Origin of the sequence: Tessaracoccus defluvii, assembly GCF_014489575.1 — a bacterium.
GTDB classification, from domain to species: Bacteria; Actinomycetota; Actinomycetes; order Propionibacteriales; family Propionibacteriaceae; genus Arachnia; species Arachnia defluvii.
Map to the genome: position 1 here is coordinate 420,995 of NZ_CP060789.1, position 22,048 is coordinate 443,042.

Here is a 22,048-nt window from a genome sequence, read left to right on the forward strand (position 1 = left end):
GGTGCTGGAGGTCAGGAACGTCTCGAAGACGTACACGACCGGCGACTTCACGCAGGTCGCCCTCAACGACGTCTCCATCGCCTTCCGCGACAACGAGTTCGTCGCCATCCTCGGCCCCTCCGGTTCGGGCAAGACCACTCTGCTGAACGTGGTCGGCGGCCTCGACCACTACGACTCGGGCAACCTGATCATCGACGGCGTGGAGACGTCCCGCTACAAGGACCGGGACTGGGACACCTACCGGAACAACCGGATCGGGTTCGTCTTCCAGAGCTACAACCTGATCCCGCACCAGAGCGTGCTCGCCAACGTCGAGCTCGCGCTCACCCTCGCCGGCGTCTCGCCGGGGGAGCGCCGCCGCCGCGCCGTCGAGGCGCTGACGGAGGTGGGCCTGGCGGACCACATCCACAAGCGGCCCAACCAGCTCTCCGGCGGCCAGATGCAGCGCGTGGCGATCGCCAGGGCCCTGGTCAACGATCCGGAGATCCTGCTCGCCGACGAGCCGACCGGTGCCCTCGACTCGACCACCAGCGTCCAGATCATGGGGCTCCTCACCAGCATCGCCCGGGACCGGCTGGTCATCATGGTCACGCACAACCCCGAACTCGCGGAGGAGTACGCGACCCGCATCGTCTCCCTCCGCGACGGTGTGATCTCGGAGGACACCCATCCCTTCGAACCTACGCCGGCGGCCGCGTCGGGCAGGTCCCCTGGGCGCCGGACCAGCATGTCGTTCCTGACGGCCATCGCCCTGTCGTTCAACAACCTCATGACGAAGAAGGGCCGCACACTGATGACGTCCTTCGCGGGCAGCATCGGCATCATCGGCATCGCCGCGATCCTCGCGCTCGCCAACGGGGTCCAGGCGTACATCAAGGGGGTCGAGGAGGACACCTTGTCGATGTACCCCCTGTCCATCCAGAAGCAGGGCTTCGACGTCGGCTCCCTGCTGGCCGCGTCCGCGGGCCTCATGGAGGAACGGGCGAACGGCGACCGCGACGGCGAGGTCCACGAGGTGGACATGGTCTCGAGCATGTTCGGCGGCATCGGCACCAACGACCTGCGCTCCCTGCGGACCTGGCTCGACAGCGGCGACGCCGGCCTCGACGACTACGTCAACGCCATCGAGTACTCCTACGACGTCACCCCACAGATCTTCGCCGCCGACACCGCTGACGGCCCCAGACAGATCAACCCGGACAACTCGCTCGCGGCCCTGGGGTTCCAGGCCGGGGAGGCGAGCAGCCTCATGGGGCGGCGGGAAGCACCAACGTGTTCCGGGAGCTCGTGAGCGACCTGTCGCTCGTCGACACGCAGTACGAGGTGCTGGCCGGCGACTGGCCCACCTCCGCCGACGAGACGGTCGTGGTCCTCAGCGGGGACAACGGCATCAGCGATCTGACGCTCTACGCGATGGGGCTGCGCGACCCTGCCGAGCTGGACGCCATGGTCGAGCAGGTGATCAACGAGGAACCCGTCACGACCCCCGGGGATAAGCTCACGTTGACGTACGACCAGCTCATGGACGTCACCTTCCGGCTCGTGCACGCCACCGACCGCTACACCTACGACGACGCCTACGACGTGTGGACCGACCGCAGCAGCGACACGGCCTTCATGACCGGGCTGGTCGACGGTGGAGAACCGCTCCGCGTGGTGGGCGTGGTGCGTCCCTCCGGTGACAATGCCGTGTTGCAGCCGGGCATCTACTACACGCCCGAGCTGACGCACCACATCATGGAGCGCGCCGCCGGCACCGACATCGTCGCCGCCCAGCTCGACCACCGCGACATCAACGTCTTCTCCGGACGCAGCTTCGCCGACGACACGGCCGAGACCGACCTCGACCTGGCCTCCCTGATCTCCATCGACGAGGAGGCCATCACCAAGGCCTTCACCTTCGACGAGTCGAAGCTCCACCTCGACCTGTCCGGCCTCGGGGATCTGGACATGCCCAGCCTCGAGCTGGATCCGGCCGACCTGCCCGCGCTCGACCTGGAGTCGGTGCTGGCGGGCCTCGACCTGACGACGCTCGTCGTCCCACCCGACAACCTCGACGCCGACCTGGGGCAGTCGACGGAGGTGGTGACGCAGATCGTCACCGCCTACCTCGCCTACGCGGCCGACAACGGTCTCGACCCGGCCGACACCGCCACCAACTTCCCCATCTTCCTCGCCACGCCCGAGGCCCAGGCCCTGTTGACCGGGGGAGGGGACGGCGCCGAATCGGGGCTGGTCACCACGCTGGTCACTGGCTACCTGGCCCACATCGCCGCCAACGGTCTCGACCCCGAGAACGTGGAAGGCAGCTTCGAGTCCTATCTCGCCTCGGAGGCCGGACAGGCGCTGCAGGCCGAGGCGATGGGGCTGATCGACCTCAGCTCCGTCGAGACCCAGTTGCAGTCGGCGATCGGCGCCTACATGAACCAGGTCATGGGCACGCTGTCCACGAAGCTGGCCACGCAGGTGGGCGGCGCGTTGCAGAGCCAGATCTCCGCCCAGCTCGAGGGCGCCATGTCGCAACTGACGACGCAGATGTCGGACGCCATGGGCATCGATGAGGCCGCCTTCGCCGACGCATTCCAGCTGAACCGCAACCAGGACGAGCTCACGCAGCTGCTCATGTCCATGGCGACGACACGGACCGCGTCGGTCGAGGGGAACCTGCGCACCCTGGGCTACGCGGACCTCGCCGAACCGTCCGCCATCCAGATCTACCCGATCGACTTCGAGGGCAAGGAAGAGGTCATCGCCGCCCTCGACCGGTACAACGCGGACGCGACCGCCGCCGGAGACGAGGACCGGGTCATCACGTACACCGACCTGGTCGGTGCGCTGATGGGGTCCGTGACCGACATCATCAACATGGTCAGCTACGTGCTCGTGGCCTTCGTCGCCATCTCGCTCATCGTCAGCTCCATCATGATCGGCGTGATCACCTACATCTCGGTGCTGGAACGCAAGAAGGAGATCGGGATCCTGCGCTCGATCGGTGCCAGCAAGCGGGACATCCGCACCGTCTTCAACGCCGAGACCCTCATCGTCGGCTTCGTCGCCGGCGCGCTCGGCGTCACCATCACGTTCCTGCTCACCATCCCGGCCAACGCCATCGTCTACGCCAACTTCGACGTCGCGAACGTCGCGCAGCTTCCCTGGCAGGCGGCGCTGATCCTGGTCGCCATCTCGATGGCGTTGACGGCTCTCGCCGGTCTGATCCCCTCGTCGGCGGCGTCACGCAAGGACCCCGTCGAGGCGCTGCGAAGCGAGTAGTGGCGGCGATTTTCTCGCTCAGACCGGTTGGGATAGACTGACCCAGTTGCCTTGGGACTGTGCCCCTTCGGGGGACCTCTCCCGGGTGATGACCAAGGCCCCCTCTCTCTTGAGCTGGGGGTTGCCTCCTGGCAGAATCCAGGGGGTTCGTTTCTAGTTTCACAAGGCCTGATATCTGGGAACCGGTGGAGCAAGGAGAAGGAATGATCCAGCAGGAGTCGCGGCTCAAGGTCGCCGACAACACTGGTGCGAAGGAAATCCTCTGCATCCGTGTTCTCGGTGGCACCAAGCGCCGCTATGCCTACCTCGGCGACACCATCGTCGCCACCGTCAAGGACGCGATCCCTGGCGGCAACGTCAAGAAGGGCGATGTGGTCAAGGCCGTCATCGTCCGTAGCGCCAAGGAACGTCGCCGCGCCGACGGTTCCTACATCAAGTTCGATGAGAACGCGGCCGTGATCCTGAAGAACGACGGGGAGCCCCGCGGCACCCGCATCTTCGGTCCCGTGGCCCGCGAGCTGCGCGAGAAGAAGTTCATGCGCATCATCTCGCTCGCCCCGGAGGTGATCTGACATGGCAGGCATGTCCATCAAGAAGGGTGATCTCGTCCGCGTGATCGCCGGTGACCGTGACGACCGCGGCAAGACCGCCGAGGTCATCGCCGTCAACGTCGAGAAGCAGACCGTCACCGTCCAGGGCATCAACCTGGTCAAGAAGCACCGTCGCGAGCAGCAGACGGCCAACGGCCGCAAGATCGAGGGTGGCATCATCACCGTCGAGGCCCCGATCCACGTGAGCAACGTGCAGCTCGTGGTCAAGGTCGACGGCAAGGAGGTCGTCACGCGCGTGCGTCACGACCGTGTCGAGGTCACCAAGCGTCGCCCCGACGGCTCCGAGTACAAGACGACCCGTTCGGTGCGCATCGCCGTCAAGACCGGCAAGGAGATCTGATGACCGAGACTGCCACCAGGACCCTTCCCCGCCTCAAGGCGAAGTACCGCGAGACGATCGTTCCTGCGCTGCAGGACGAGTTCGCGTACGCCAACGTCATGCAGATCCCCAACCTGACCAAGATCGTGGTCAACATGGGTGTCGGCGAGGCCGCGCGTGACTCGAAGATCATCGAGGGCGCCATCAAGGACCTCACCGCGATCACCGGCCAGAAGCCGTCCGTGACCAAGGCCCGCAAGTCGATCGCCCAGTTCAAGCTGCGTGAGGGCCAGCCCATCGGCTGCCACGTCACGCTGCGTGGCGACCGCATGTGGGAGTTCGCGGATCGTCTGCTGACGCTCGCGCTGCCCCGTATCCGTGACTTCCGCGGCCTCAACGGCAGCCAGTTCGACGGCAAGGGCAACTACACCTTCGGTCTCTCGGAGCAGGTCATGTTCCTCGAGATCGACCAGGACCGCATCGACCGGGTGCGCGGCATGGACATCACCTTCGTCACCTCGGCTGAGAACGACGACGAGGGTCGCGCCCTGCTCAAGCACCTCGGCTTCCCCTTCAAGGCGGTCGACGACCCCAAGAAGCAGAAGGTGAAGCGCGGTCCCGCGTACTACGCCAAGAAGAAGAAGAAGTGAGCTGAGAGATGGCAAAGACAGCGCTCAAGGTCAAGCAGGCCCGCAAGCCGAAGTTCGGTGTGCGCGCCTACACCCGCTGCCAGAAGTGCGGCCGACCCCACTCGGTCTACCGCAAGTTTGGTCTCTGCCGTGTCTGCCTGCGCGAAATGGCCCATGCCGGCGAACTGCCCGGCGTGACCAAGTCGTCCTGGTGATCCGAGCCCCACGAACATTCATCAACTAACACCAGGTCCGGCTCCGGCCGGAAACCGGTGTGAGAAAGAGGCAACAAAGTCATGACGATGACTGATCCGATCGCAGACATGCTGACACGTCTGCGTAACGCCAACCAGGCGTACCAGGATTCGACGTCCATGCCGTCGTCGAAGATCAAGGTGAACATCGCCGAGATCCTGAAGAAGAACGGCTACATCGCGGCCTACGAGCTGACCGAGGTCGAAGGCCAGGTCGGCAAGGTGCTCAAGGTCACCCTCAAGTACGGCGACTCCCGTGAGCGGGCCCTCGCAGGGCTCAAGCGCGTGAGCAAGCCCGGCCTTCGGGTGTACCGCAAGGCGGACGAGCTTCCCAAGGTCCTTGGCGGCCTGGGTATCGCCATCATCTCGACGTCGCAGGGTCTGTTGACCGATCGCGACGCCAAGGCCAAGTCCGTGGGTGGCGAAGTCCTCGCCTACATCTGGTGACCCGGCGAAGGTAAGGAGAAAAAATAATGTCACGAATTGGCAGGCTCCCATCGCCATCCCCGCCGGTGTCGACGTGAAGCTCGACGGCCGCCAGGTCGACGTCAAGGGGCCCAAGGGCTCGCTGACGCTGACCATTGCGCAGCCGATCACCATTGATAAGAACGACGCTGGCCAGCTTGAGGTCGCGCGTCCCAACGACGAGCGCGAGTCGCGCTCGCTCCACGGCCTGACCCGCACGCTGGTCAGCAACATGATCCTGGGCGTCACCGAGGGCTACGAGAAGAAGCTCGAAATCGTCGGTGTCGGTTACCGTGTGATGGCCAAGGGCCCGCAGCAGCTCGAGTTCGCGCTCGGCTTCTCGCACCCCGTTGTCGTCAACGCGCCCGAGGGCATTGAGTTCATCGTCGAGGCCCCGACCCGCTTCAGCGTCAAGGGCATCGACAAGCAGCTCGTGGGCGAGACCGCGGCGAACATCCGCAAGCTCCGCAAGCCCGAACCGTACAAGGGCAAGGGCGTCAAGTACGCCGGCGAGCAGATCCGCCGCAAGGCTGGAAAGGCTGGTAAGTAATGGCCATCTCCATCAGGCAGAACAAGTCGCTGGCGCCGAAGACCGCTTCGCGGTCCCGCCGCCAGCTGCGTGCCCGCAAGCGGATCAACGGCTCCGCCGACCGTCCCAGGCTCGTCGTCACGCGTTCGTCGCGTCACCTCTTCGTCCAGGTCATCGACGATGTGCAGGGTCGTACCCTCGCATCGGCGTCGACCATGGAGGCTGACCTCCGTGGGATCGAGGGCGACAAGTCCGAGAAGGCCCGCAAGGTCGGGACACTGATTGCTGAGCGGGCCAAGTCCGCAGGCATCGAGCAGGTCGTCTTCGACCGCGCAGGCAACAAGTACCACGGACGGCTCGCGGCTCTGGCCGACGCCGCCCGCGAGGCCGGGCTCGGCTTCTAACACGACGAAAGGAATTCACGATGAGTGAAACCCAGCAGCGCCGCTCCGGCGCGGGTGAGCGTCGTGGCCGTGACGATCGTCGTGGCCAGGCTCCCAAGGAAGAAAGCAAGTACCTTGAGCGCGTGGTGACCATCAACCGCGTTGCCAAGGTCCATCAGGGTGGTCGTCGCTTCAGCTTCACCGCACTGGTCGTCGTCGGTGACGGCGAAGGCATGGTCGGTGTCGGCTACGGCAAGGCCAAGGAGGTGCCGGCCGCGATCGCCAAGGGCGTTGAAGAGGCCAAGAAGCACTTCTTCCGCGTGCCGATGATCCAGCGCTCCATCCCGCACTCCGTGCAGGGTGAGAAGGCTGGCGGCGTGGTGCTCCTGCGTCCCGCGTCTCCGGGTACCGGCGTCATCGCCGGCGGCTCGGTCCGTGCGGTCCTCGAGTGCGCCGGCGTGCACGATGTGCTCTCCAAGTCGCTCGGTTCGTCCAACGCCATCAACGTGGTTCACGCCACCGTTGATGCGCTCAAGCAGCTCGAGACCCCGGAGGCCGTCGCCAAGCGTCGCGGTCTGCCGGTCGAGGACGTCGCTCCCGCGGCGCTCCTGCGGGCTGCCAAGGAAGGGGTGGCCAACTGATGACTCAGCTGAAGATCACCCAGACTAAGTCCGGGGTGGGTGGCAAGCAGTACCAGCGTGACACGCTGCGTACGCTCGGTCTGAAGCGCATCGGTGACACTGTCACGCGCGACGACCGGCCCGAGGTGTTGGGCATGATCCGCACCGTCGCCCACCTGGTTACCGTGGAAGAGGTGAAGTGACGTGGCTCTCAAGCTGCACCACCTGCGCCCCGCACCTGGCGCCAAGACGGAGAAGACCCGTGTTGGCCGCGGTGAGGGCTCGAAGGGTAAGACCGCTGGTCGCGGCACCAAGGGCACTGGCGCGCGCAAGAATGTTCCGTTGAACTTCGAGGGCGGGCAGATGCCTCTGCAGATGCGCCTCCCGAAGCTCAAGGGGTTCAAGAACCCGTTCCGGGTCGAGTACCAGGTCGTCAACGTGGGCCGGCTCGCTGAGCTGTTCCCGCAGGGCGGCGAGATCGGCGTCGCCGAGCTCGTCGAGGCTGGCGCCGTGCGCGTCGGCAGCGTCGTGAAGGTTCTCGGCACGGGCGACGTCTCCGTCGCCCTGAAGGTGAGCGCCCACGCGTTCTCCGGCTCCGCCAAGGCGAAGCTCGAGGCCGCGGGCGGTTCCGCCCAGGAACTCTGACCTCAGGTCAACCCACCCGCAGGGGCGGTCCGGAAAGATCCGGGCCGCCCCTGCGGTTTTCCTCCCGCACAACGGCGCTGGAGTTTTGGACCTTGGTCACCCCTTGATAGGCTTCGGTGGTTGCCGTGCTGTCAGCACGGTTGCGCCCCATGTCACTTGTCGAAAGTAGTTTGGATGCTCTCCGCCTTCGCAAACGCGATGAAGACACCGGACCTTCGCAGGAAGCTCCTCTTCACGCTGGGCATCATTGCCGTGTTCCGCTTCGGGTCGACGCTGCCGTCGCCGAACGTCAACATGGCCCGAATCGATGAGTGTCTGACCAGCGCGGCCTCGGGCCCGCAGGCTGGGATCTACTCGATCATCAACCTGTTCTCCGGCGGCGCGCTGCTGCAGCTGACCATCTTCGCGTTGGGCATCATGCCCTACATCACGTCGTCGATCATCCTGCAGCTCCTGACCGTCGTCATCCCGAAGCTGGAGGCCCTCAAGAAGGAGGGCGCCGCCGGTACGGCGAAGATCACGGAGTACACCCGGTACCTGACGCTGGTGCTCGCCGTCCTGAACGCCACGGCGTTCGTGACGCTCGCCCGCTCCGGTCAGCTGCTCACCGGTTGCTCCGGCATCCTCTACAGCGACGAGCTCTTCCCGCTGATCACCATGGTCATGATCATGACCGCGGGCACCGCCGTCATCATGTGGATGGGCGAGCTCATCACCGAACGCGGCGTCGGCAACGGCATGTCGATCATGATCTTCACCCAGATCGTGGCCAGCTTCCCGACCGGCCTGTGGTCCATCAAGGTCTCCACCCCCGGCGCGCAGGGCTGGTTCCTGTTCTTCGCGGTGATCGGTGTCGGGCTGCTGACGATGCTCGGCATCATCTGGGTCGAGCAGGGGCAGCGCCGCATCCAGGTCCAGTACGCCAAGCGCATGGTCGGCAGGCGCCTCGTCGGCGGGTCGAGCACCTACATTCCGCTGAAGGTCAACCAGTCCGGCGTCATCCCGGTCATCTTCGCCTCCTCGATCCTGTACCTCCCGGTGCTGTACGCCACCTTCCGCCCGGAGGGCGCCGTGTCCGAGTGGATCGCGGCCAACTTCACGGGCGCCGCGATGCAGTCGTCCTGGATCTACGTGTCGCTGCAGTTCTTCCTCATCATCGCGTTCTGCTACTTCTACGTGTCGATCACCTTCAACCCTGAAGAAGTGTCCGACAACATGAAGAAGTACGGCGGCTTCATCCCGGGCATCCGGGCCGGAAAGCCCACCGAGCGCTACCTCGCCTACGTGCTGTCGCGACTGACGGCACCCGGTTCGCTGTACCTGGCCTTCATCGCGCTCATCCCGACGCTCGCGTTCATCATGGTGGGCGCCGCCCAGAACTTCCCGTTCGGCGGCACGTCGATCCTCATCATCGTCGGCGTCGGCCTTGACACAGTGAAGAAGATCGAGAGCCAGCTGCAGCAGCGCAACTACGAAGGTTTCCTCAAGTGAGACTTCTGATCATGGGCGCCCCCGGCGCAGGAAAAGGTACACAGGCCACAGCCCTGGCGGAGCGCTTCGGTGTTCCGGCCATTTCCACCGGGGACATCTTCCGTCACAACATCAAGAACCAGACGCCGCTGGGCGTCAAGGTGAAATCGATCCTCGACGCCGGCGAGTACGTCCCCGACGACGTCACTGAGGAGATCGTGGCCGACAGGCTGGCGCAGCCGGACTGCGAGCCGGGCTTCCTGCTCGACGGCTTCCCCCGGACGATGCACCAGGTCCACTTCCTCGACCGCTACCTGGCCGACCGTGGTGAGGGTCTCGACGCCGTCGTCTCCCTGATGGTCGAGCCGGAGGCGCTGGTGCGGCGGCTGCTCGCCCGTGCCGAGATCGAGGGGCGCGCCGACGACAACGAGGACACCATCCGTCGCCGGATGGAGGTCTACGCCGGCCAGACCGCGCCGCTGCTGTTCCACTACGAGAACAAGGGCCTCCTCGTCGACGTGGACGGCACCGGCAGCGTCGACGACGTGCGTGCGCGCATGTTCTCCCAGGTCGAGGCGCACGTAGCCCCGTGAACCACATCGAGGTCAAGTCCGCGGCTGAGCTGAAGCTGATGCGCCGCGCGGGCCTCGTCGTCGCCGAGGGGCTCGAGGCGATGTGCGACGCGGTCGCCGTCGGTGTGACCACCGGTGAGATCGACCGCATCGGGCGCTCCGTCCTCGAACGCCGCGGCGCCACCTCCAGCTTTCTCGGCTACGGCGGCGAATGGGGCACCCCGTTCCCGGCCGTCGCCTGCATCTCCGTGAACGAGGAACTGGTCCACGGAATCCCCGGCGACAGGGTGCTGCACGACGGCGACCTGGTCTCCATCGACTTCGGCGCGATCATCGAAGGCTGGCACGGCGACGCCGCCCGCACCGTCGTCGTGGGCGAGGCTGACCCGGCGGACGCGGCCCTCATCGAGGCCACCCGCGCCGCCATGTGGGCCGGGGCGCGTGCGATGCGTGACGGCGGCCGCGTGGGCGATGTGTCCAAGGCGATCGACGGCTACGTGAAGCGTCTCCCCGTGTCCTACGGCACCCTGCGGGAGTACACGGGACACGGCATCGGCTCGGAGATGCACATGAGTCCCGACGTCCCGAACTGGTACCGGCCGCGGCCGACGCCCCGGCTGCGTGCAGGCATGGCCCTGGCGATCGAGCCGATGCTCACCCGCGGGACGCACCACACGCTCGAACTCGACGACGACTGGACGGTCGTCAGCAGGGACGGCTCCCGTGGCGCCCATTGGGAGAACACCGTCGCCCTGACCGGGGACGGGGTCTGGGTGCTCACCGAACCCGACGGCGGCGCCACCGAACTCGGCGACTTGTTCGGGCCGCTCGCGGACTGAGATCCGCTGGCTGGGGGCTGGCCTATGCTTGTCCGCATGGCGTTGCCCCCGAGTTCCAAGTACCTCCAGCGTCCCGGTGACCCCGTGGACGAGACGGAGCGTGCCTCCATCACCACCCGGCTCAACGACGCCTTCGGCGATGGCCGCATCACCCATGACGAGTACGCCGCGGCGATGGACACCCTCTACGGGGCGAAGGTCCTGGGCGACCTGGTTCCCGTGATGGAGAAGCTCCCCGCGGCCGCCACCAACGTGCCTGCCATCGTCGGTCAGTCGAACCTCCCCGCCGGTGAGGTCGGTGGGTCGCGGAGCGTCGCGAAACTCACGTACACGATGCTGGCGGCCGGCGGTGCGCTCGTGGTCGCACTGGTGATCCTCCTCGCGATCCTCCTCTGAACCGTCCGCGAACGATGACGACCGCGGGCGAGTCCTCTGCGCCGGAGGGAGAGCAGCCGATCCGACCGGCCGCCCCACCGCCGATGGTCCCCGGCCAGTGGAGCTACACGCCCATGGCGGCCCGGGCCGTCGTAGACCCCCCCACGGCCGTGGGGCCCCCGGACCCCCACAGCCGCCTCGCCTGGCAACCGGCTCCGCCGGAGCCGGGCCCGACGTTCTCGATGCGGGTGGGGATCGCAGCGGTTGCGCTGACAGTGGTCGTGGCGCTGGTGATCGTGGTCGTCACGCTCCTGGCCGCCCCGGAGACGGCCGTGACCCCCGTCCCGACGCCGACCGGGTCCGACACCCCCGTCCCTAGCCCCCCTCCGAGCGGGACAGCCACCGCGTCGACGACTCCGGCCACGCCGGAGGTTCCTCCGCCGGCCCCGCTACCGGGCATCACCGTGAGCATCGACCCGGCCCCTCGCCGGTGGGTGCTGCCCGCCCAGGCCTGGGCCCCGCTCGCCGTGCCCGACGCGGCGGGACCCTACGCGGACATCGGGGGTCCGCTGACGCATGTGCCGCCACCCACCATCACCGGCTGCCCACAGCCCGGCCTCCTGCGCGGCGAGGAAGCCTGGCGGGAGGCGGTCAGGGCCCAGTGGTCCTGCGTCCACGCGGCGTGGGTTCCCATCTTCGAGCAGTTGGGCTGGCCGACGGCCGAGCCGGAGGTGCAGTTCTACCCCGGTGCGGGCTCCAAGAGCGAGTGCGGCTACGTCGAGGCCCCGGCGTTCTACTGCGCGGAGGGAACCGGTACGGCGTACTTCGGCGGGGAACATCTCGAGATGGCCGGCGGCTGGGATCTGGCGGTCAACGAGATGGTCAACCACGAGTACGGCCACCATCTGCAGAACCTGTCCGGGATCACGGCGGCCAAGCTCGACGGCCCTGGCGGATCGCTCGCCGAGCGCCGCGCCGAACTGCAGGCCACCTGCTGGTCGGCGATGATGACCTACAACAACCGCTCCTTCGAGTTCGACGGCGACGACTTCGACAGCTGGAACCAGCGCCTCGCCTCGATGCTGGAGGATACGACCCACGGTCGACGGGCCTCGCTGGTCTACTGGGGCAGCCGTGGCCTCTACGCGACTACGGTGGGGGACTGCAACACCTGGGGAGTCGAGGAGGGCATGGTCGAGTGAGCACGACGCCGCAGGGCCCGTGGCAGCAGCCGCCACGGCAGGGGCCTGGCCCCCGCCGCAGGGGCAGTGGCCCCAACAGGGGCAGTGGACGCAACAGGGGCAGTGGCCCCAACAGGGACAGTGGCCCCAGCGGGGGCAGTGGCCCCAGCAGGCCCCGCCGCCTGCCCAGTGGTCCCGGTCATCGCTGCCGCCGCCCCACGCCTCGGGGAAGTATCAGCCTCAGCCGCAGTGGCAGCAGCCGGCCTACCCGCCCCCACCTCCCCCAAGAGCCGGAGCGGTGCCGGGATGACGCTGTTGCTGATCGTCGTCGGCGCGATCGTCGTCATCGCCGGGGCGTCGTTCCTCTCCGGCACCCTGGAGTTCCTCGGCTCTCGGACCCCCGTGGTCCCCGTCGTGACGGAGCCCCCGGTGGAGCCGACCCCCGTCCCCGAGCCGGATCCTGATCCGGCCCCTGAGCCACAGACACCCGCGGGGCTGAAGCCCGGCCTACCGCCTGCGCAGTGGCCGGAACTGCCGGCGCCCGACTCGTCGGACCCGAGCTGGATGATCCTGCAGCAGTCCCCGCTGTACGGGGTCGACGTGCCGACCCTCGAGGGCTGCCCGGCCCCGGAGCTCGCCGGATCCATGGACGACCTCGAACGGCTCGCAACCGCCCAAATGGCCTGCATCCAGGCCGCGTGGGAACCCGCGCTGGCGAGCCTCGGATTCAGCACCGCCGACATCCCCGTCTACCTCTACTCCGGCTCGGGTGTCGACACTCCGTGCGGCTGGGTCGAGGCCCCGGCCCTGTACTGCTCGGTCCAGGGCGGAGCGATCTACTTCGGTGAGGAGACCCTCGACGGCGCCTCGTGGCAGGAGCTCGGGGTCAAGGACATGGCGGGCCACGAGTACGGTCACCACCTGCAGGCACAGGCCGGAATGTTCCAGGCCGAGTGGGAGATCGACGGCGGCAACGAGTCGGCCCGGCGACTCGAGCTGCAGGCCAGCTGCTTCGGCTACGCGATGATCGGCCAGGACACGTCGTATGAGATGACCCCCGAGCTGTTCGGGTCGATCGAGCCGTACCTGCGGGCCGTGATCGAGGACGGCATCCACGGATCCAAGGATTCGCTCGCCTACTGGGGGCTCCGGGGGCTGTACTCGACGAGCCTGGGCAACTGCAACACGTGGACCGTCTCCGGCGACGAGGTCGACTAGCAGCGCCACCCGGCCGCGAACAACGGATCGTCGAAGCCGGGGCGGTCCTCCGGGTGCGCGCGCACGTCGTCCATCGACCGGGGAAGGTCGAAGGGCAGCACGCCGACGGGCTCCACGACACCGGTGAGGGCGTCGACGAGGGCATGGTCGTTGGTGCCGAAGTCGGCCACCAGCACGTCGGCCACGTCGACCAGGTCGCTCAGGACCGCGGGCCGGTCGAGGAAGACGTCGACGATGAGCGGGCAGGCCTCGGCGATGCGGGCCAGTCGCCAGCGCAGGCCCGGCGGAAAGGCGAGCGATCCCTGGTGGAACCAGGACTCGAGGAACAGGTCGTCGCGGTGCTCCCACGGAGCCTGGAGCCGGACCACCGCCAGCGTCGCGTCCGCCGGATCGGCCACCACCGTCCCGAGGCGCGCGGCTGCGTCGGGGGCGATCCCCTCGACGTAGACGCGCTGCGTGCCGCCGAGCGGCAGCCGGTCGCGGCCGGTGAGGACGGTGACGGAGGCGGCCTGTGCCCGGTGTCCCTCCGCCACGAACTCCGCGGCCCCGACGACTGCGGACGCGGCGTCCTCGTCCACGAACGGATCGTCGAACAGGCCGAGCCGGAACTTGACGTCCAGGATCCGCCGCACGGAGTCGTCGATACGGGACTCGGCGACCCGGCCCGATCCGACCAGGTCGATGAGCAGGTCCACGCACTCCTCACCGCCGAACTGGTCGCAGCCGGCGGCCAACAGGGCCTCGAGCCGACCCGCCGGATCGAGGTGTTCCACGCCCCAGGCGCGGGCGGGAAGGACCTGGCCGCCGACGTGGTTGTCGTTGATCAGCTCCCAGTCCGAGAGCACCACGCCGGTGAAGCCGAGCTCGCCCCGCAGCAGGTCTCCGATGATGGGGCGGTTGTAGCCGAAGCCGACCTCGGCGGCGTCGATACCGCGCAGGGTCAGCCCGATCGGCTTGGAGTAGTACGGCATCACGGCGGTGACGCCTGCGGCGATCGCGGCCGGGAACGGCTCAAGATGTGCCTCCCCACTGCCGCTGGGGTAGGAGGCTTCCGCCCCGTACGGGAAATGGGAGTCCTCGCCGTCGCGGACGGCGCCGCCGCCGGGGAAGTGCTTCGCCGTACACGCGACGCTCCCTGGGCCGAGGGCCGGGCCCTGCATGCCCTCCAGGTAGGCCACGCCGAGCGCAGAGACGACGGCCGGATCCTGCCCGAAGGTCTGGGCCTGCCGGGCCCAGCGCGGCTCGGTGGCCAGGTCGAGCGTCGGGTGCAGGGCGGCGCGGAGCCCGACGGCGGTGTACTCCTGCCGGGCGATGTCGGCGAAGCGACGCACCAGGTCGGGGTCGCGCAGTGCGGCGAGACCGAGCATCTCGGGCCATTGCGAGAAGGCACCCGCCGCGAAGCTGGCCCCCGCGTTCTCGGCGAAGGAGTGGCGGGGATCGGAGGAGACGGTCACCGGGATGCCGTGCGGGGTGGTCTCGGCGAGTTCCTGCAGCGCGTTGTTCCAGCGGGCGGCGCTGCGTGCGTCGCCCAGCTGGTGCACGTTGAAGTGGTTCATCAGCTTGCCGGTGACCACCGTGGTGGTCGCCGACTTGCTGATGGCTCCCGCGCCCTCCACCAGCGCCCCCTCGGGGCCTGACTCGATCACGGTCTGGAACATGCAGCCGACCTTCTCCGCGAGCGACAGGCGCCCGAGAAGATCGGCCACGCGTTCGTCGACCCCGAGCCGGGGATCCTCGTACGGATCGAGGACGCCGTTGCCGTTCAGATCCCGGAAGACGACGCCGTCGGGGGTGGTGATGCGGGGGAGCACGGGTTCTCCTTCAGTCGGTGGGGGCGAACACCTCGGGGGCGATCACCGGGCGGACATGCCTGGCCACCTCGCCCTGCGTGAAGTAGCGGCGAAGTCCGCCGTCGGTCAGAACGTTACCGAGGGCGCCGAGGATCATGGCCTGATCGAGGGCAAGATAGCGCTTCGCCACCTGTCCTGAGCGGGTCGCGATCGCGTCGTAGAAGCCGCCGGGACCGTAGGAGTCGAAGTCGCGTTCGATGGCGACCAGGTTGCTGATCGCCGCCTCCCGGTCGTGCATCATGGCCAGGAACGCAGCGTGCGGCGTGACGACCCCGTCGCCGTAGGTCGGGTCCGGGTTCTCCCTGGTCCGGTCGGTGTGCTCGATGTCGGAGAAGTAGCCGTCCGGCTTCAGCCCGAGCGCGTCGACGCCCCATTCGGAATACCCGCCGGCCGGGTGGCTGGCCGGGGAGAAGCCCCAGTAGCCGTAGGCGTCGAGGCCATGCTGCCGCTGGACGGCGACGTGGCGGGGGTGGTTCTTCCCCCAGGAGTCCGGCGCCCAGATCTCCTCGGGCACGAACACATTGGGCATCAGCTCCTCGAACATGGAGCCTCCCCACCCGGGGACGGTGCGGTGCCCCAGGTAGTCGTAGGCGCCCTCGTAGACGTCGACCCCGAGGTAGGTGTGCCACTCGCCGACGGGGATGATCTCCTGCCAGTCCCAGTCCGGCGGGAACGTGCGCCACGCCTGGTAGTACGACTCCGGCGGCACCTGCTGCTTGGCGATGCCCAGATAGGTGGTGATGCGGGTCTCGGAGACGATCGTGTCGTAGTGGTGGTCGCGGGTGTACCAGACGTTGCGGCCCTCGCCGATCAGGTCACGGGCGACGGTGGGGGCGGGGACGGGAGCCGCGTCGGCTCATCGAGGTAGTAGCCGCCGTAGTTGAGGTACGGCTTGGAGTTCGTCGGGTCGGCGAAGACGTCGAAGCGCATCGCGTCGAACAGGTCGCCGGCGAGCTTCCGGTTCCCGCCCGAACCGTTGCGCACGACCAGTAGCGCCGCGCCGAGCCAGGCGGCGTCGACGGAGGAGACGAACGGCTCGACCGGGTTGCCGTCATCGGGCCAGCTGGTGAGGGCGGTTCCGTCACGCGGGTCGTACCAGTTGAAGTACATGCCCGCCGCCTCGTGGTGGCGCATGGTGGTCAGGGTGCGCAGGGTGGTGCGGATGCGGTTGTTGGCCTCGCCGTTGTTGATGATCCCGAGGTCGCGGGCCACCAGGGTGCTCCACAGGTAGCCGCCGATGTTCGTCGGCGACGTGTAGTGCGCCGCAGTGGTCAGCGTGCCGTCGATGTTGTCGGTGACCAGGCCCGTTCTCGGATCGGCCATGGCGGCCATGGACGTCCACGTGTCGCGGGCCCACCGCAGCAGGGTGCTCCGGGTGGCGGGATCGGCGGCGGCGAACCGGGGGAGCGTCGCCGCGGCGGCGACACCGAGGCCGCCGGCCAGGACGGTTCTGCGGGTGATGGGACGGATGTTGCGGGGCATGACTGCCCTCCTTGAGGTCTCGTTACTTGATCCCGGTGGTGGCGATTCCTTCGATGAAGCGCTTCTGGAAGAGAAGGAAGACGACGAGGACGGGCAGCACGACGATGGTGGCGCCCGCCATGAGGAGGCCGTACTCGGTCTGGTTCTGCCCCGTGGAGTACAGCGCGAGAGCCACGGGGAGCGTGTAGGAGTCGTTCGTCTGGGCCACGACGAGCGGCCACAGGAAGTTGTTCCAACTGCCGAGGAAGGTCAGGATCCCGAGGGTGGCCATCGCCGGCCCCAGCAGCGGGAGGATGATGCGGAAGAAGATCTTCAGCTCGCCCGCGCCGTCGATGCGCCCGGCCTCGACCAGATCCTTGGGCAGGCCGCTGATGAACTGCCGCATGAGGAACACGCCGAAGGGCCCCACCAGGAACGGCAGGATCAGCCCCGGCAGCGTGTTGGCCAGGCCCATGTTGGCGACCAGCACGAAGAGCGGGACGAAGGTGACGACGCCGGGGATCATCAGGGTGGCCAGGATGAGGGCGAAGATGACCTTCTTGCCGCGGAAGTTGAGCATCGCCAACGCGTAGCCGACGGCCGAGCAGAAGAGCAGATTGCCTGCGGTCACGGTGACGGCGACGATGGTCGAGTTGGCGAAGTAGGTGCCGAAGGACAGTCGTGAGAACAGCTGGACGAAGTTGTCCAGCGTCGGGGACTCCGGCAACCAGGTGGGCGGCACGCGCCGCAGTTCGGCGCTGCTCTTGAAGGAGCCCAGCGCCATCCACACGAACGGGGTGACGACGACCAGCAGGGCGATGGTGAGCAGCAGGTAGAGCCACCAGCGGCGGCGGAAGCTGTTGTCTGCGAACATGCCTCAGTCCTCCTTGCCGGACAGGAAGCGGAACTGCAGCGCTGTGACGATCGCGATGACGAGGAAGATCAGGTAGCTGAGCGCCGCCGCGTAGCCGTAGTTGCCGAAACTGAACTGCTGATACGTGAACATCGATGCCGAGACGGTCGTGTTCAGCGGGCCGCCCTTCGTCATCACGAACGGTTCCTCGAAGAACTGCAGGTAGCCGATGGTGGTCGTCACCGTGACGAACAGCATCGTGGGCCGCAGGATCGGAAGCACCACGAACCGGAAGCGCTGCCAGGCGTTGGCGCCGTCGATCGCGGAGGCCTCCAGCAGCTGGGTCGGCACCGACTGCAGCCCGGCGAGGAAGATGATCATCCCGGTGCCGAAGTTGCGCCAGACGGCCATGGCGATGAGCGAGGGCATGGCCCACGTCGTCGACCCGAGCCAGTTCGGCCCGTCGATGCCGACCCAGCCGAGGACGGTGTTGACGAGGCCGGAGTCGGGGTGCAGCAGGAACCGCCAGACGACGGCGACGGCGACGATCGACGTGATCACCGGCGTGTAGAAGCCGAGCCGGAACACGGCTCGCAGCCGCGAGATCCCGTTGTTCAGTGCGAGGGCGGCGGCCAGGGCCACGAGGATGGTCAGCGGGACACCAACCACGACGAAGTAGGCCGTGTTGAAGGCCGCCTGCTGGAACATCGGGTCGCCGAACGCCTTGACGAACTGGTCGAACCAGACGAAGTCGACCGCGAACGGGGTGCGGAGGTCCTTGTTACGGATGTCGGTGAACGCGAAGAACACCGACTGGATCACCGGCCAGGCGGTGAACACCAGAAACAGGAGCAGGAACGGCAGCGTGAGCAGCCATCCCGCCCGCTCCTCGAGCCGGGCGCCGCCGGAGCGGCCCCGGCCGGAGGAGCGGCCGGCCGAACCCCGCTGCGGGGCGAGCGCAGTCGGGGCCGTCATGACTACTGCCCGGTACCGATCGAGTCGGCCTGCGCCTGGACGGCCTTCATGGCCTCGGCGCCGGCGCGACCCTCCTTCGCCACCTTCTCGATCTCGTTGTCGAAGGCCGCGATGACCTGCTCGAAGCTCGGGAACGTCGGGGGACCTTCGCCGTCTCGAGGGCGACGCCGAACTTCGCCAGCTTCTCGTCCTGCTTCAGCGAGTCGTCGTCCCAGGCGGACGAGACGGACGGAAGATCGCTCGTCAGCGCGTACCACTTGACCTGGGTCTCGGGCTGCGAGAGCCACTCGACCAGCGTCCAGGCCGCGTCACGGCTCTTGGTGTTCTTGAAGACCGCCAGGTTGGAGCCTCCGATGAACGAAGCGGACTCGGCGCCGTTGGCAGTGGGGATCGGCGCGACGTCGTACTTGTCGGCGAATGCGTCATCGCCTTCCTCGGCCGCGAGATCCTCGACTAGGCTCATCATCCACGGACCGGAGATGAACATCGGAACGGTGCCGGCGACGAAGTCGGCCTCGGTCTGACCCTCCGGCGGGTTCGGGTTGGCGATCTCGTCGGTGAAGTACGAGCCGTAGTAGTCGACGGCGGCTGCCATCTCCGGGGTGTCGAACGTGTAGCCCTTGTCGTCGGCGATCTCGGCGCCAGCGGACCAGGCGAGCGGAACGACCGTCTGCCAGGACCCGGTGCGGCCCGGCTGGAGGCTGATGCCCCAGCTCACGCCGTCCTGTCCCTTCATGGAGGCGGCCATCGCCTTGAAGCCCTCCTGGTCGGTGGGGACGTCGGTGACGCCCGCCGCCTCAGCGATGTCGGTGCGGTAGTAGACCATGCGGGTCTCCACGTACCAGGGGACCCCGTACGACGTGCCGTCGACGACGGTGGTGTCCTGGGCGCCGGGGAAGAAGACGCTGGAGTCGATCGAGCCCGGCGTGGGGTCGAGGGCATCCATGCCGGCGAACTCACCCATCCAGGTCGTGCCGACCATCGCCACGTCCGGCGTGGTGCCGGCGGTGATGGAGTTGACGAACTTGTCGTGTGCCGAGTCCCAGGGGACGGGGGTGACATTGACGGTGATGCCGGGGTTGGCCGCCGTGAACTCCTTGACGAGCTCCGGCAGCTTCTCGCCTTCGGCGCCCATCGCCCACACCTCGAGCGTGCCCGTCGCATTGGCGGTATCGACGGCCTTGCCCGTCGTGGACTGCGTGTCGCCCGGGGTGGTGCCCGTGTCGCGGCCACATCCACTCAGGGCGAGCGCGGTCCCGGCCGCCAGAGCGATCAACTTGATGCCGAGTCGCATGGTTCCTCCTATTGCTCTGGTCCAGGCCTGGGGGTGGCGTCACTACGGGTGATGGTCCGGAGGGACGACAGTGGGCCTTGACCGGTCGGCGCGCCTTCGTAAGCGCTTACAAAGGACGCTACACGGGGAGGTCGGGGTGCGCAAGGGTTCCGCGAAACTCCTCAGGAGCAGCCGCAGGACTGCCGCAGGATCACGGAGGTGGCAAGGCGGCGCGGAGCGACGGGTTCCTCCCGGTGTCCCAGGAGGTGGGAGATGTGGTTGACGACCAGCTCGCCCAGGTCGCGCACGGGCTGTCGGACGGTGCTGAGTCCCGGTGTCAGATATCGGGCCGCCATCATGTCGTCCCAGCCTGTCACCGAGATCCGACCCGGCACGTCGAGCCCGGACCGGCTGAGCTCGTGGACCAGCGCCAGCGCCAGCTCGTCATTGGCGCAGACCAGCCCGTCCGCCGTGAGTTCGCCCGCGGCCAGGAACGCGGCCACCCGTCGGCCCTCGGCCTCGACCGCTTCGCAGCGCAGCGGCTCCGGTGCGGTGAGGCCGCGGCTGGCGTGCGCCGCGCGGAAGCCCAGGTAGCGGCCGGCGATGTCGTCGGCCGCCGTCGGGTCTCCCACGAACAGCAGCTGCCTGCGCTGATGCGTGTCGATCAGGTGGCCCGTCAGCCTGCTGGCGCTCTCCACGTTCTCGGTGGACAGGGTCGTGATGTGGGGGTGGCGCGGGCCGGCGACCACCACGACCGGCACCTTGCGGTGCAGTGACTCCAGTGTGGCGGCGCTGACCCCGGTCCCGCTGTGGATGGCGAGGGCGTCGACCCGCCCCGCCAGGCGTCGCAGTTCCGCGTCCACGGAGGGCTTGCCCCGGGTCAGGGTCAGCACGATGCTGGCGCCGATCTCGGAGGCGGCGGACTCGAAGCCGCTGAGGAGTTCGGCGTAGTAGGGGCCGTTCAGCTCGGGAAGGGCGACGGCGACCGCCTCGTTCTGGCGGGCGGCCAGCGATCTGGCCGCTCCGTCCGGGACGTAGTTGAGGGCGTCGATGGCGGCGAGCACCCGGGTGCGGGTCGATGCGGCCACGACCTCGGGCCTGCTGATCACGCGGGAGACGGTCGCGATGGACACGCCCGCGGCCGCCGCGACCTCGTAGATCGTGTGCCGCTTGTGCTGTGCCTGGGGCATGGTGCCACCTCCCGGGTCGTGGACAGTGCCCGTCGCTAGGTTAGCCCCTGCGATATCTGTCAACGCATTGCGGTCCATCTAGTAAGCGCTTACAGTCGGGTCATGTCCCAACACACCACATTCCTGCACCCCGCGAGCCCACTCGAGGAGAAGGTCTCCGGGCTGTGGCTCCGCGAACGTGACCGTGACGGCTGGAAGCCCCATTCCCTGACGGCCCGGGCCGGGAGGGTCGCCGGGCTGCGGTGGACCTGGGCCGAGAGGGGGCTGCAGGACAGGGAGGGCTGGTCGATCGAACTCGTGGTCACCAGCGAGCGGACGGACGCCGTCGACATCGACGTGGTGCACGTCACCGACCCGGCTCTGTCGGACCCGGCGGTGCTGGAGGCCAACCGGCTGTACCCGAGCCAGTACCTCGACCTCACCCCCGTCGGCCTCGGACGACGCGGCACCGGTGTCGCCGTCCGGCAGAACATGCCGGGTCCGGCGGCACCCTGGGCGCTCGTCGGGTCGTACACGCCGACGCTCGGCTGGGCGACCGACGCCGCGCAGTTGCTGGGGCGTGGGCTGCCCGAGGGGGCGCCGTGGCCGGGCCTCCGCGGGGATCTGCCCTCGGCGCGGCTGCAGGGGGAGCATGCGGCGGTCGCACTGCAGACCGCCCCGGTCCGGCTGGAGCCGGGGAGTCGTGGCGGGGCGGGTTCTTCGTGGTCCTGGAGGCCGACCACCCGGCGTCCTCTTCCGCCGCCGACGCGCGGTACGCGGAAGGGCTCGAGCCGCGGGGGGTCGAGCAGGCCGAGCCGGAGGTGACCGGGACCAGCGTCGTCGCCCGTGAAGCGACGCCCGTGCCGTGTCGCGCGCTGACCACGGCCGAGCTGGAGCGGCTCCTGCCAGGGCCCCGGCTCCTCGTCGAGGAGATCGACGGCGCCCCCGTCAGCTGGTTCGACGCAGCCGGCTCCCATATCGTCACCGCGGCGAAGCAGCGCGCGGTGCTGCGGCCGCACGGACAGATCCTCCGCCCGCTCCTCTCCCTCGTGCCCGACGAGGCCGATGTCACCTGCACCGTCTGGAT

Annotated in this window: 25 protein-coding genes and 1 pseudogene; 19 read left to right on the forward strand and 7 right to left on the reverse strand. The window is 68.0% G+C overall.

Translation table 11 applies throughout. The features are described 5' to 3' along the window. Position 1: 1 nt before the first annotated feature. The 18 genes and pseudogenes from H9L22_RS18355 to H9L22_RS01975 all read left to right on the forward strand — a co-directional run bounded on the left by H9L22_RS18355 (position 2) and on the right by H9L22_RS01975 (position 13,380). Positions 2-1,291 carry an ABC transporter ATP-binding protein gene (locus H9L22_RS18355; RefSeq protein ID WP_226966059.1) on the forward strand — a complete coding sequence of 430 codons (1,290 nt, stop codon included), beginning with the start codon at positions 2-4 and terminating at the stop codon, positions 1,289-1,291. Further along, entirely contained in the window at positions 1,273-3,270 is a 1,998-nt protein-coding gene (locus H9L22_RS18360) for an ABC transporter permease (RefSeq protein WP_226966060.1), read from the forward strand. Before H9L22_RS18355 ends, H9L22_RS18360 begins: the two co-directional genes overlap by 19 nt. A gap of 203 nt (positions 3,271-3,473) precedes the next feature. Beyond that, positions 3,474-3,842: a 50S ribosomal protein L14 gene (gene rplN / locus H9L22_RS01900; RefSeq protein ID WP_187721371.1), complete on the forward strand. Its 369-nt coding sequence runs from the start codon at positions 3,474-3,476 to the stop codon at positions 3,840-3,842. 1 nt (position 3,843) lies between these two features. Further along, positions 3,844-4,221: a 50S ribosomal protein L24 gene (rplX, locus tag H9L22_RS01905; RefSeq protein ID WP_187721372.1), complete on the forward strand. Its 378-nt coding sequence runs from the start codon at positions 3,844-3,846 to the stop codon at positions 4,219-4,221. Further along, the gene (gene rplE, locus H9L22_RS01910) at positions 4,221-4,850 is read left to right on the forward strand and encodes a 50S ribosomal protein L5 (protein WP_187721373.1); all 630 of its coding nucleotides are present in this window, start codon (positions 4,221-4,223) and stop codon (positions 4,848-4,850) included. The genes rplX and rplE overlap by 1 nt, the downstream gene beginning before the upstream one ends. 8 nt (positions 4,851-4,858) lie before the next feature. Continuing rightward, complete coding sequence (locus H9L22_RS01915) at positions 4,859-5,044, forward strand: type Z 30S ribosomal protein S14 (protein WP_187721374.1); 186 nt, start codon at positions 4,859-4,861, stop codon at positions 5,042-5,044. An 81-nt stretch (positions 5,045-5,125) separates the two neighbouring features. Then, complete coding sequence (rpsH, locus tag H9L22_RS01920) at positions 5,126-5,530, forward strand: 30S ribosomal protein S8 (protein WP_187721375.1); 405 nt, start codon at positions 5,126-5,128, stop codon at positions 5,528-5,530. Between the two features lie 26 nt (positions 5,531-5,556). Beyond that, positions 5,557-6,098 (forward strand): annotated as a pseudogene (rplF, locus tag H9L22_RS01925) (50S ribosomal protein L6). Further along, positions 6,098-6,481 (forward strand): 50S ribosomal protein L18, encoded by a 384-nt coding sequence (rplR, locus tag H9L22_RS01930; RefSeq protein ID WP_187721376.1) that lies wholly within the window; start codon positions 6,098-6,100, stop codon positions 6,479-6,481. The pseudogene rplF and the gene rplR overlap by 1 nt, the downstream one beginning before the upstream one ends. Before the next feature lie 20 nt (positions 6,482-6,501). Then, positions 6,502-7,101: a 30S ribosomal protein S5 gene (gene rpsE / locus H9L22_RS01935; protein WP_187721377.1), complete on the forward strand. Its 600-nt coding sequence runs from the start codon at positions 6,502-6,504 to the stop codon at positions 7,099-7,101. After that, positions 7,101-7,283: a 50S ribosomal protein L30 gene (gene rpmD, locus H9L22_RS01940; protein ID WP_187721378.1), complete on the forward strand. Its 183-nt coding sequence runs from the start codon at positions 7,101-7,103 to the stop codon at positions 7,281-7,283. The genes rpsE and rpmD overlap by 1 nt, the downstream gene beginning before the upstream one ends. 1 nt (position 7,284) lies before the next feature. Then, entirely contained in the window at positions 7,285-7,725 is a 441-nt protein-coding gene (rplO, locus tag H9L22_RS01945) for a 50S ribosomal protein L15 (protein ID WP_187721379.1), read from the forward strand. A 174-nt stretch (positions 7,726-7,899) separates the two neighbouring features. After that, a complete protein-coding gene (secY, locus tag H9L22_RS01950) occupies positions 7,900-9,216 on the forward strand; it encodes a preprotein translocase subunit SecY (RefSeq protein ID WP_187721380.1) in 1,317 nt (438 codons plus the stop codon). Beyond that, positions 9,213-9,788 carry an adenylate kinase gene (locus H9L22_RS01955; protein WP_187721381.1) on the forward strand — a complete coding sequence of 192 codons (576 nt, stop codon included), beginning with the start codon at positions 9,213-9,215 and terminating at the stop codon, positions 9,786-9,788. Before secY ends, H9L22_RS01955 begins: the two co-directional genes overlap by 4 nt. Continuing rightward, positions 9,785-10,606 (forward strand): type I methionyl aminopeptidase, encoded by an 822-nt coding sequence (gene map / locus H9L22_RS01960; RefSeq protein WP_226966061.1) that lies wholly within the window; start codon positions 9,785-9,787, stop codon positions 10,604-10,606. Before H9L22_RS01955 ends, map begins: the two co-directional genes overlap by 4 nt. A gap of 36 nt (positions 10,607-10,642) precedes the next feature. After that, complete coding sequence (locus H9L22_RS01965) at positions 10,643-11,002, forward strand: DUF1707 SHOCT-like domain-containing protein (RefSeq protein WP_187721382.1); 360 nt, start codon at positions 10,643-10,645, stop codon at positions 11,000-11,002. A gap of 14 nt (positions 11,003-11,016) precedes the next feature. After that, positions 11,017-12,183: a neutral zinc metallopeptidase gene (locus H9L22_RS01970; RefSeq protein ID WP_187721383.1), complete on the forward strand. Its 1,167-nt coding sequence runs from the start codon at positions 11,017-11,019 to the stop codon at positions 12,181-12,183. A 285-nt stretch (positions 12,184-12,468) separates the two neighbouring features. Continuing rightward, positions 12,469-13,380: a neutral zinc metallopeptidase gene (locus H9L22_RS01975; protein WP_187721384.1), complete on the forward strand. Its 912-nt coding sequence runs from the start codon at positions 12,469-12,471 to the stop codon at positions 13,378-13,380. Here the strand turns inward: H9L22_RS01975 and H9L22_RS01980 are convergent. The 7 genes from H9L22_RS01980 to H9L22_RS02005 form a co-directional block, all read right to left on the reverse strand. Further along, the gene (locus H9L22_RS01980; protein ID WP_187721385.1) at positions 13,377-15,191 is read right to left on the reverse strand and encodes a glycoside hydrolase family 3 protein; all 1,815 of its coding nucleotides are present in this window, start codon (positions 15,189-15,191) and stop codon (positions 13,377-13,379) included. The genes H9L22_RS01975 and H9L22_RS01980 overlap by 4 nt on opposite strands. Positions 15,192-15,201: 10 nt before the next feature. Beyond that, a complete protein-coding gene (locus H9L22_RS18365; protein ID WP_226966062.1) occupies positions 15,202-15,939 on the reverse strand; it encodes a glucoamylase family protein in 738 nt (245 codons plus the stop codon). A gap of 101 nt (positions 15,940-16,040) precedes the next feature. Continuing rightward, positions 16,041-16,712, reverse strand: coding sequence for a DUF3131 domain-containing protein (locus tag H9L22_RS18370; RefSeq protein ID WP_226966064.1), 672 nt, complete (start codon positions 16,710-16,712; stop codon positions 16,041-16,043). 22 nt (positions 16,713-16,734) lie between these two features. Then, a complete protein-coding gene (locus tag H9L22_RS01990; protein WP_187721386.1) occupies positions 16,735-17,565 on the reverse strand; it encodes a carbohydrate ABC transporter permease in 831 nt (276 codons plus the stop codon). A gap of 3 nt (positions 17,566-17,568) precedes the next feature. Continuing rightward, positions 17,569-18,519, reverse strand: a complete 951-nt coding sequence (locus H9L22_RS01995; RefSeq protein ID WP_187721387.1) for a carbohydrate ABC transporter permease — start codon at positions 18,517-18,519, stop codon at positions 17,569-17,571. Between the two features lie 46 nt (positions 18,520-18,565). After that, positions 18,566-19,813 carry an extracellular solute-binding protein gene (locus H9L22_RS02000; RefSeq protein ID WP_226966065.1) on the reverse strand — a complete coding sequence of 416 codons (1,248 nt, stop codon included), beginning with the start codon at positions 19,811-19,813 and terminating at the stop codon, positions 18,566-18,568. Positions 19,814-19,974: 161 nt separating this feature from the next. After that, a complete protein-coding gene (locus tag H9L22_RS02005; protein ID WP_187721388.1) occupies positions 19,975-20,982 on the reverse strand; it encodes a LacI family DNA-binding transcriptional regulator in 1,008 nt (335 codons plus the stop codon). A gap of 102 nt (positions 20,983-21,084) precedes the next feature. Here H9L22_RS02005 and H9L22_RS02010 point away from each other — a divergent pair, with 102 nt between their 5' ends. Beyond that, positions 21,085-21,786 (forward strand): hypothetical protein, encoded by a 702-nt coding sequence (locus tag H9L22_RS02010; protein WP_187721389.1) that lies wholly within the window; start codon positions 21,085-21,087, stop codon positions 21,784-21,786. Positions 21,787-22,048: the final 262 nt, after the last annotated feature.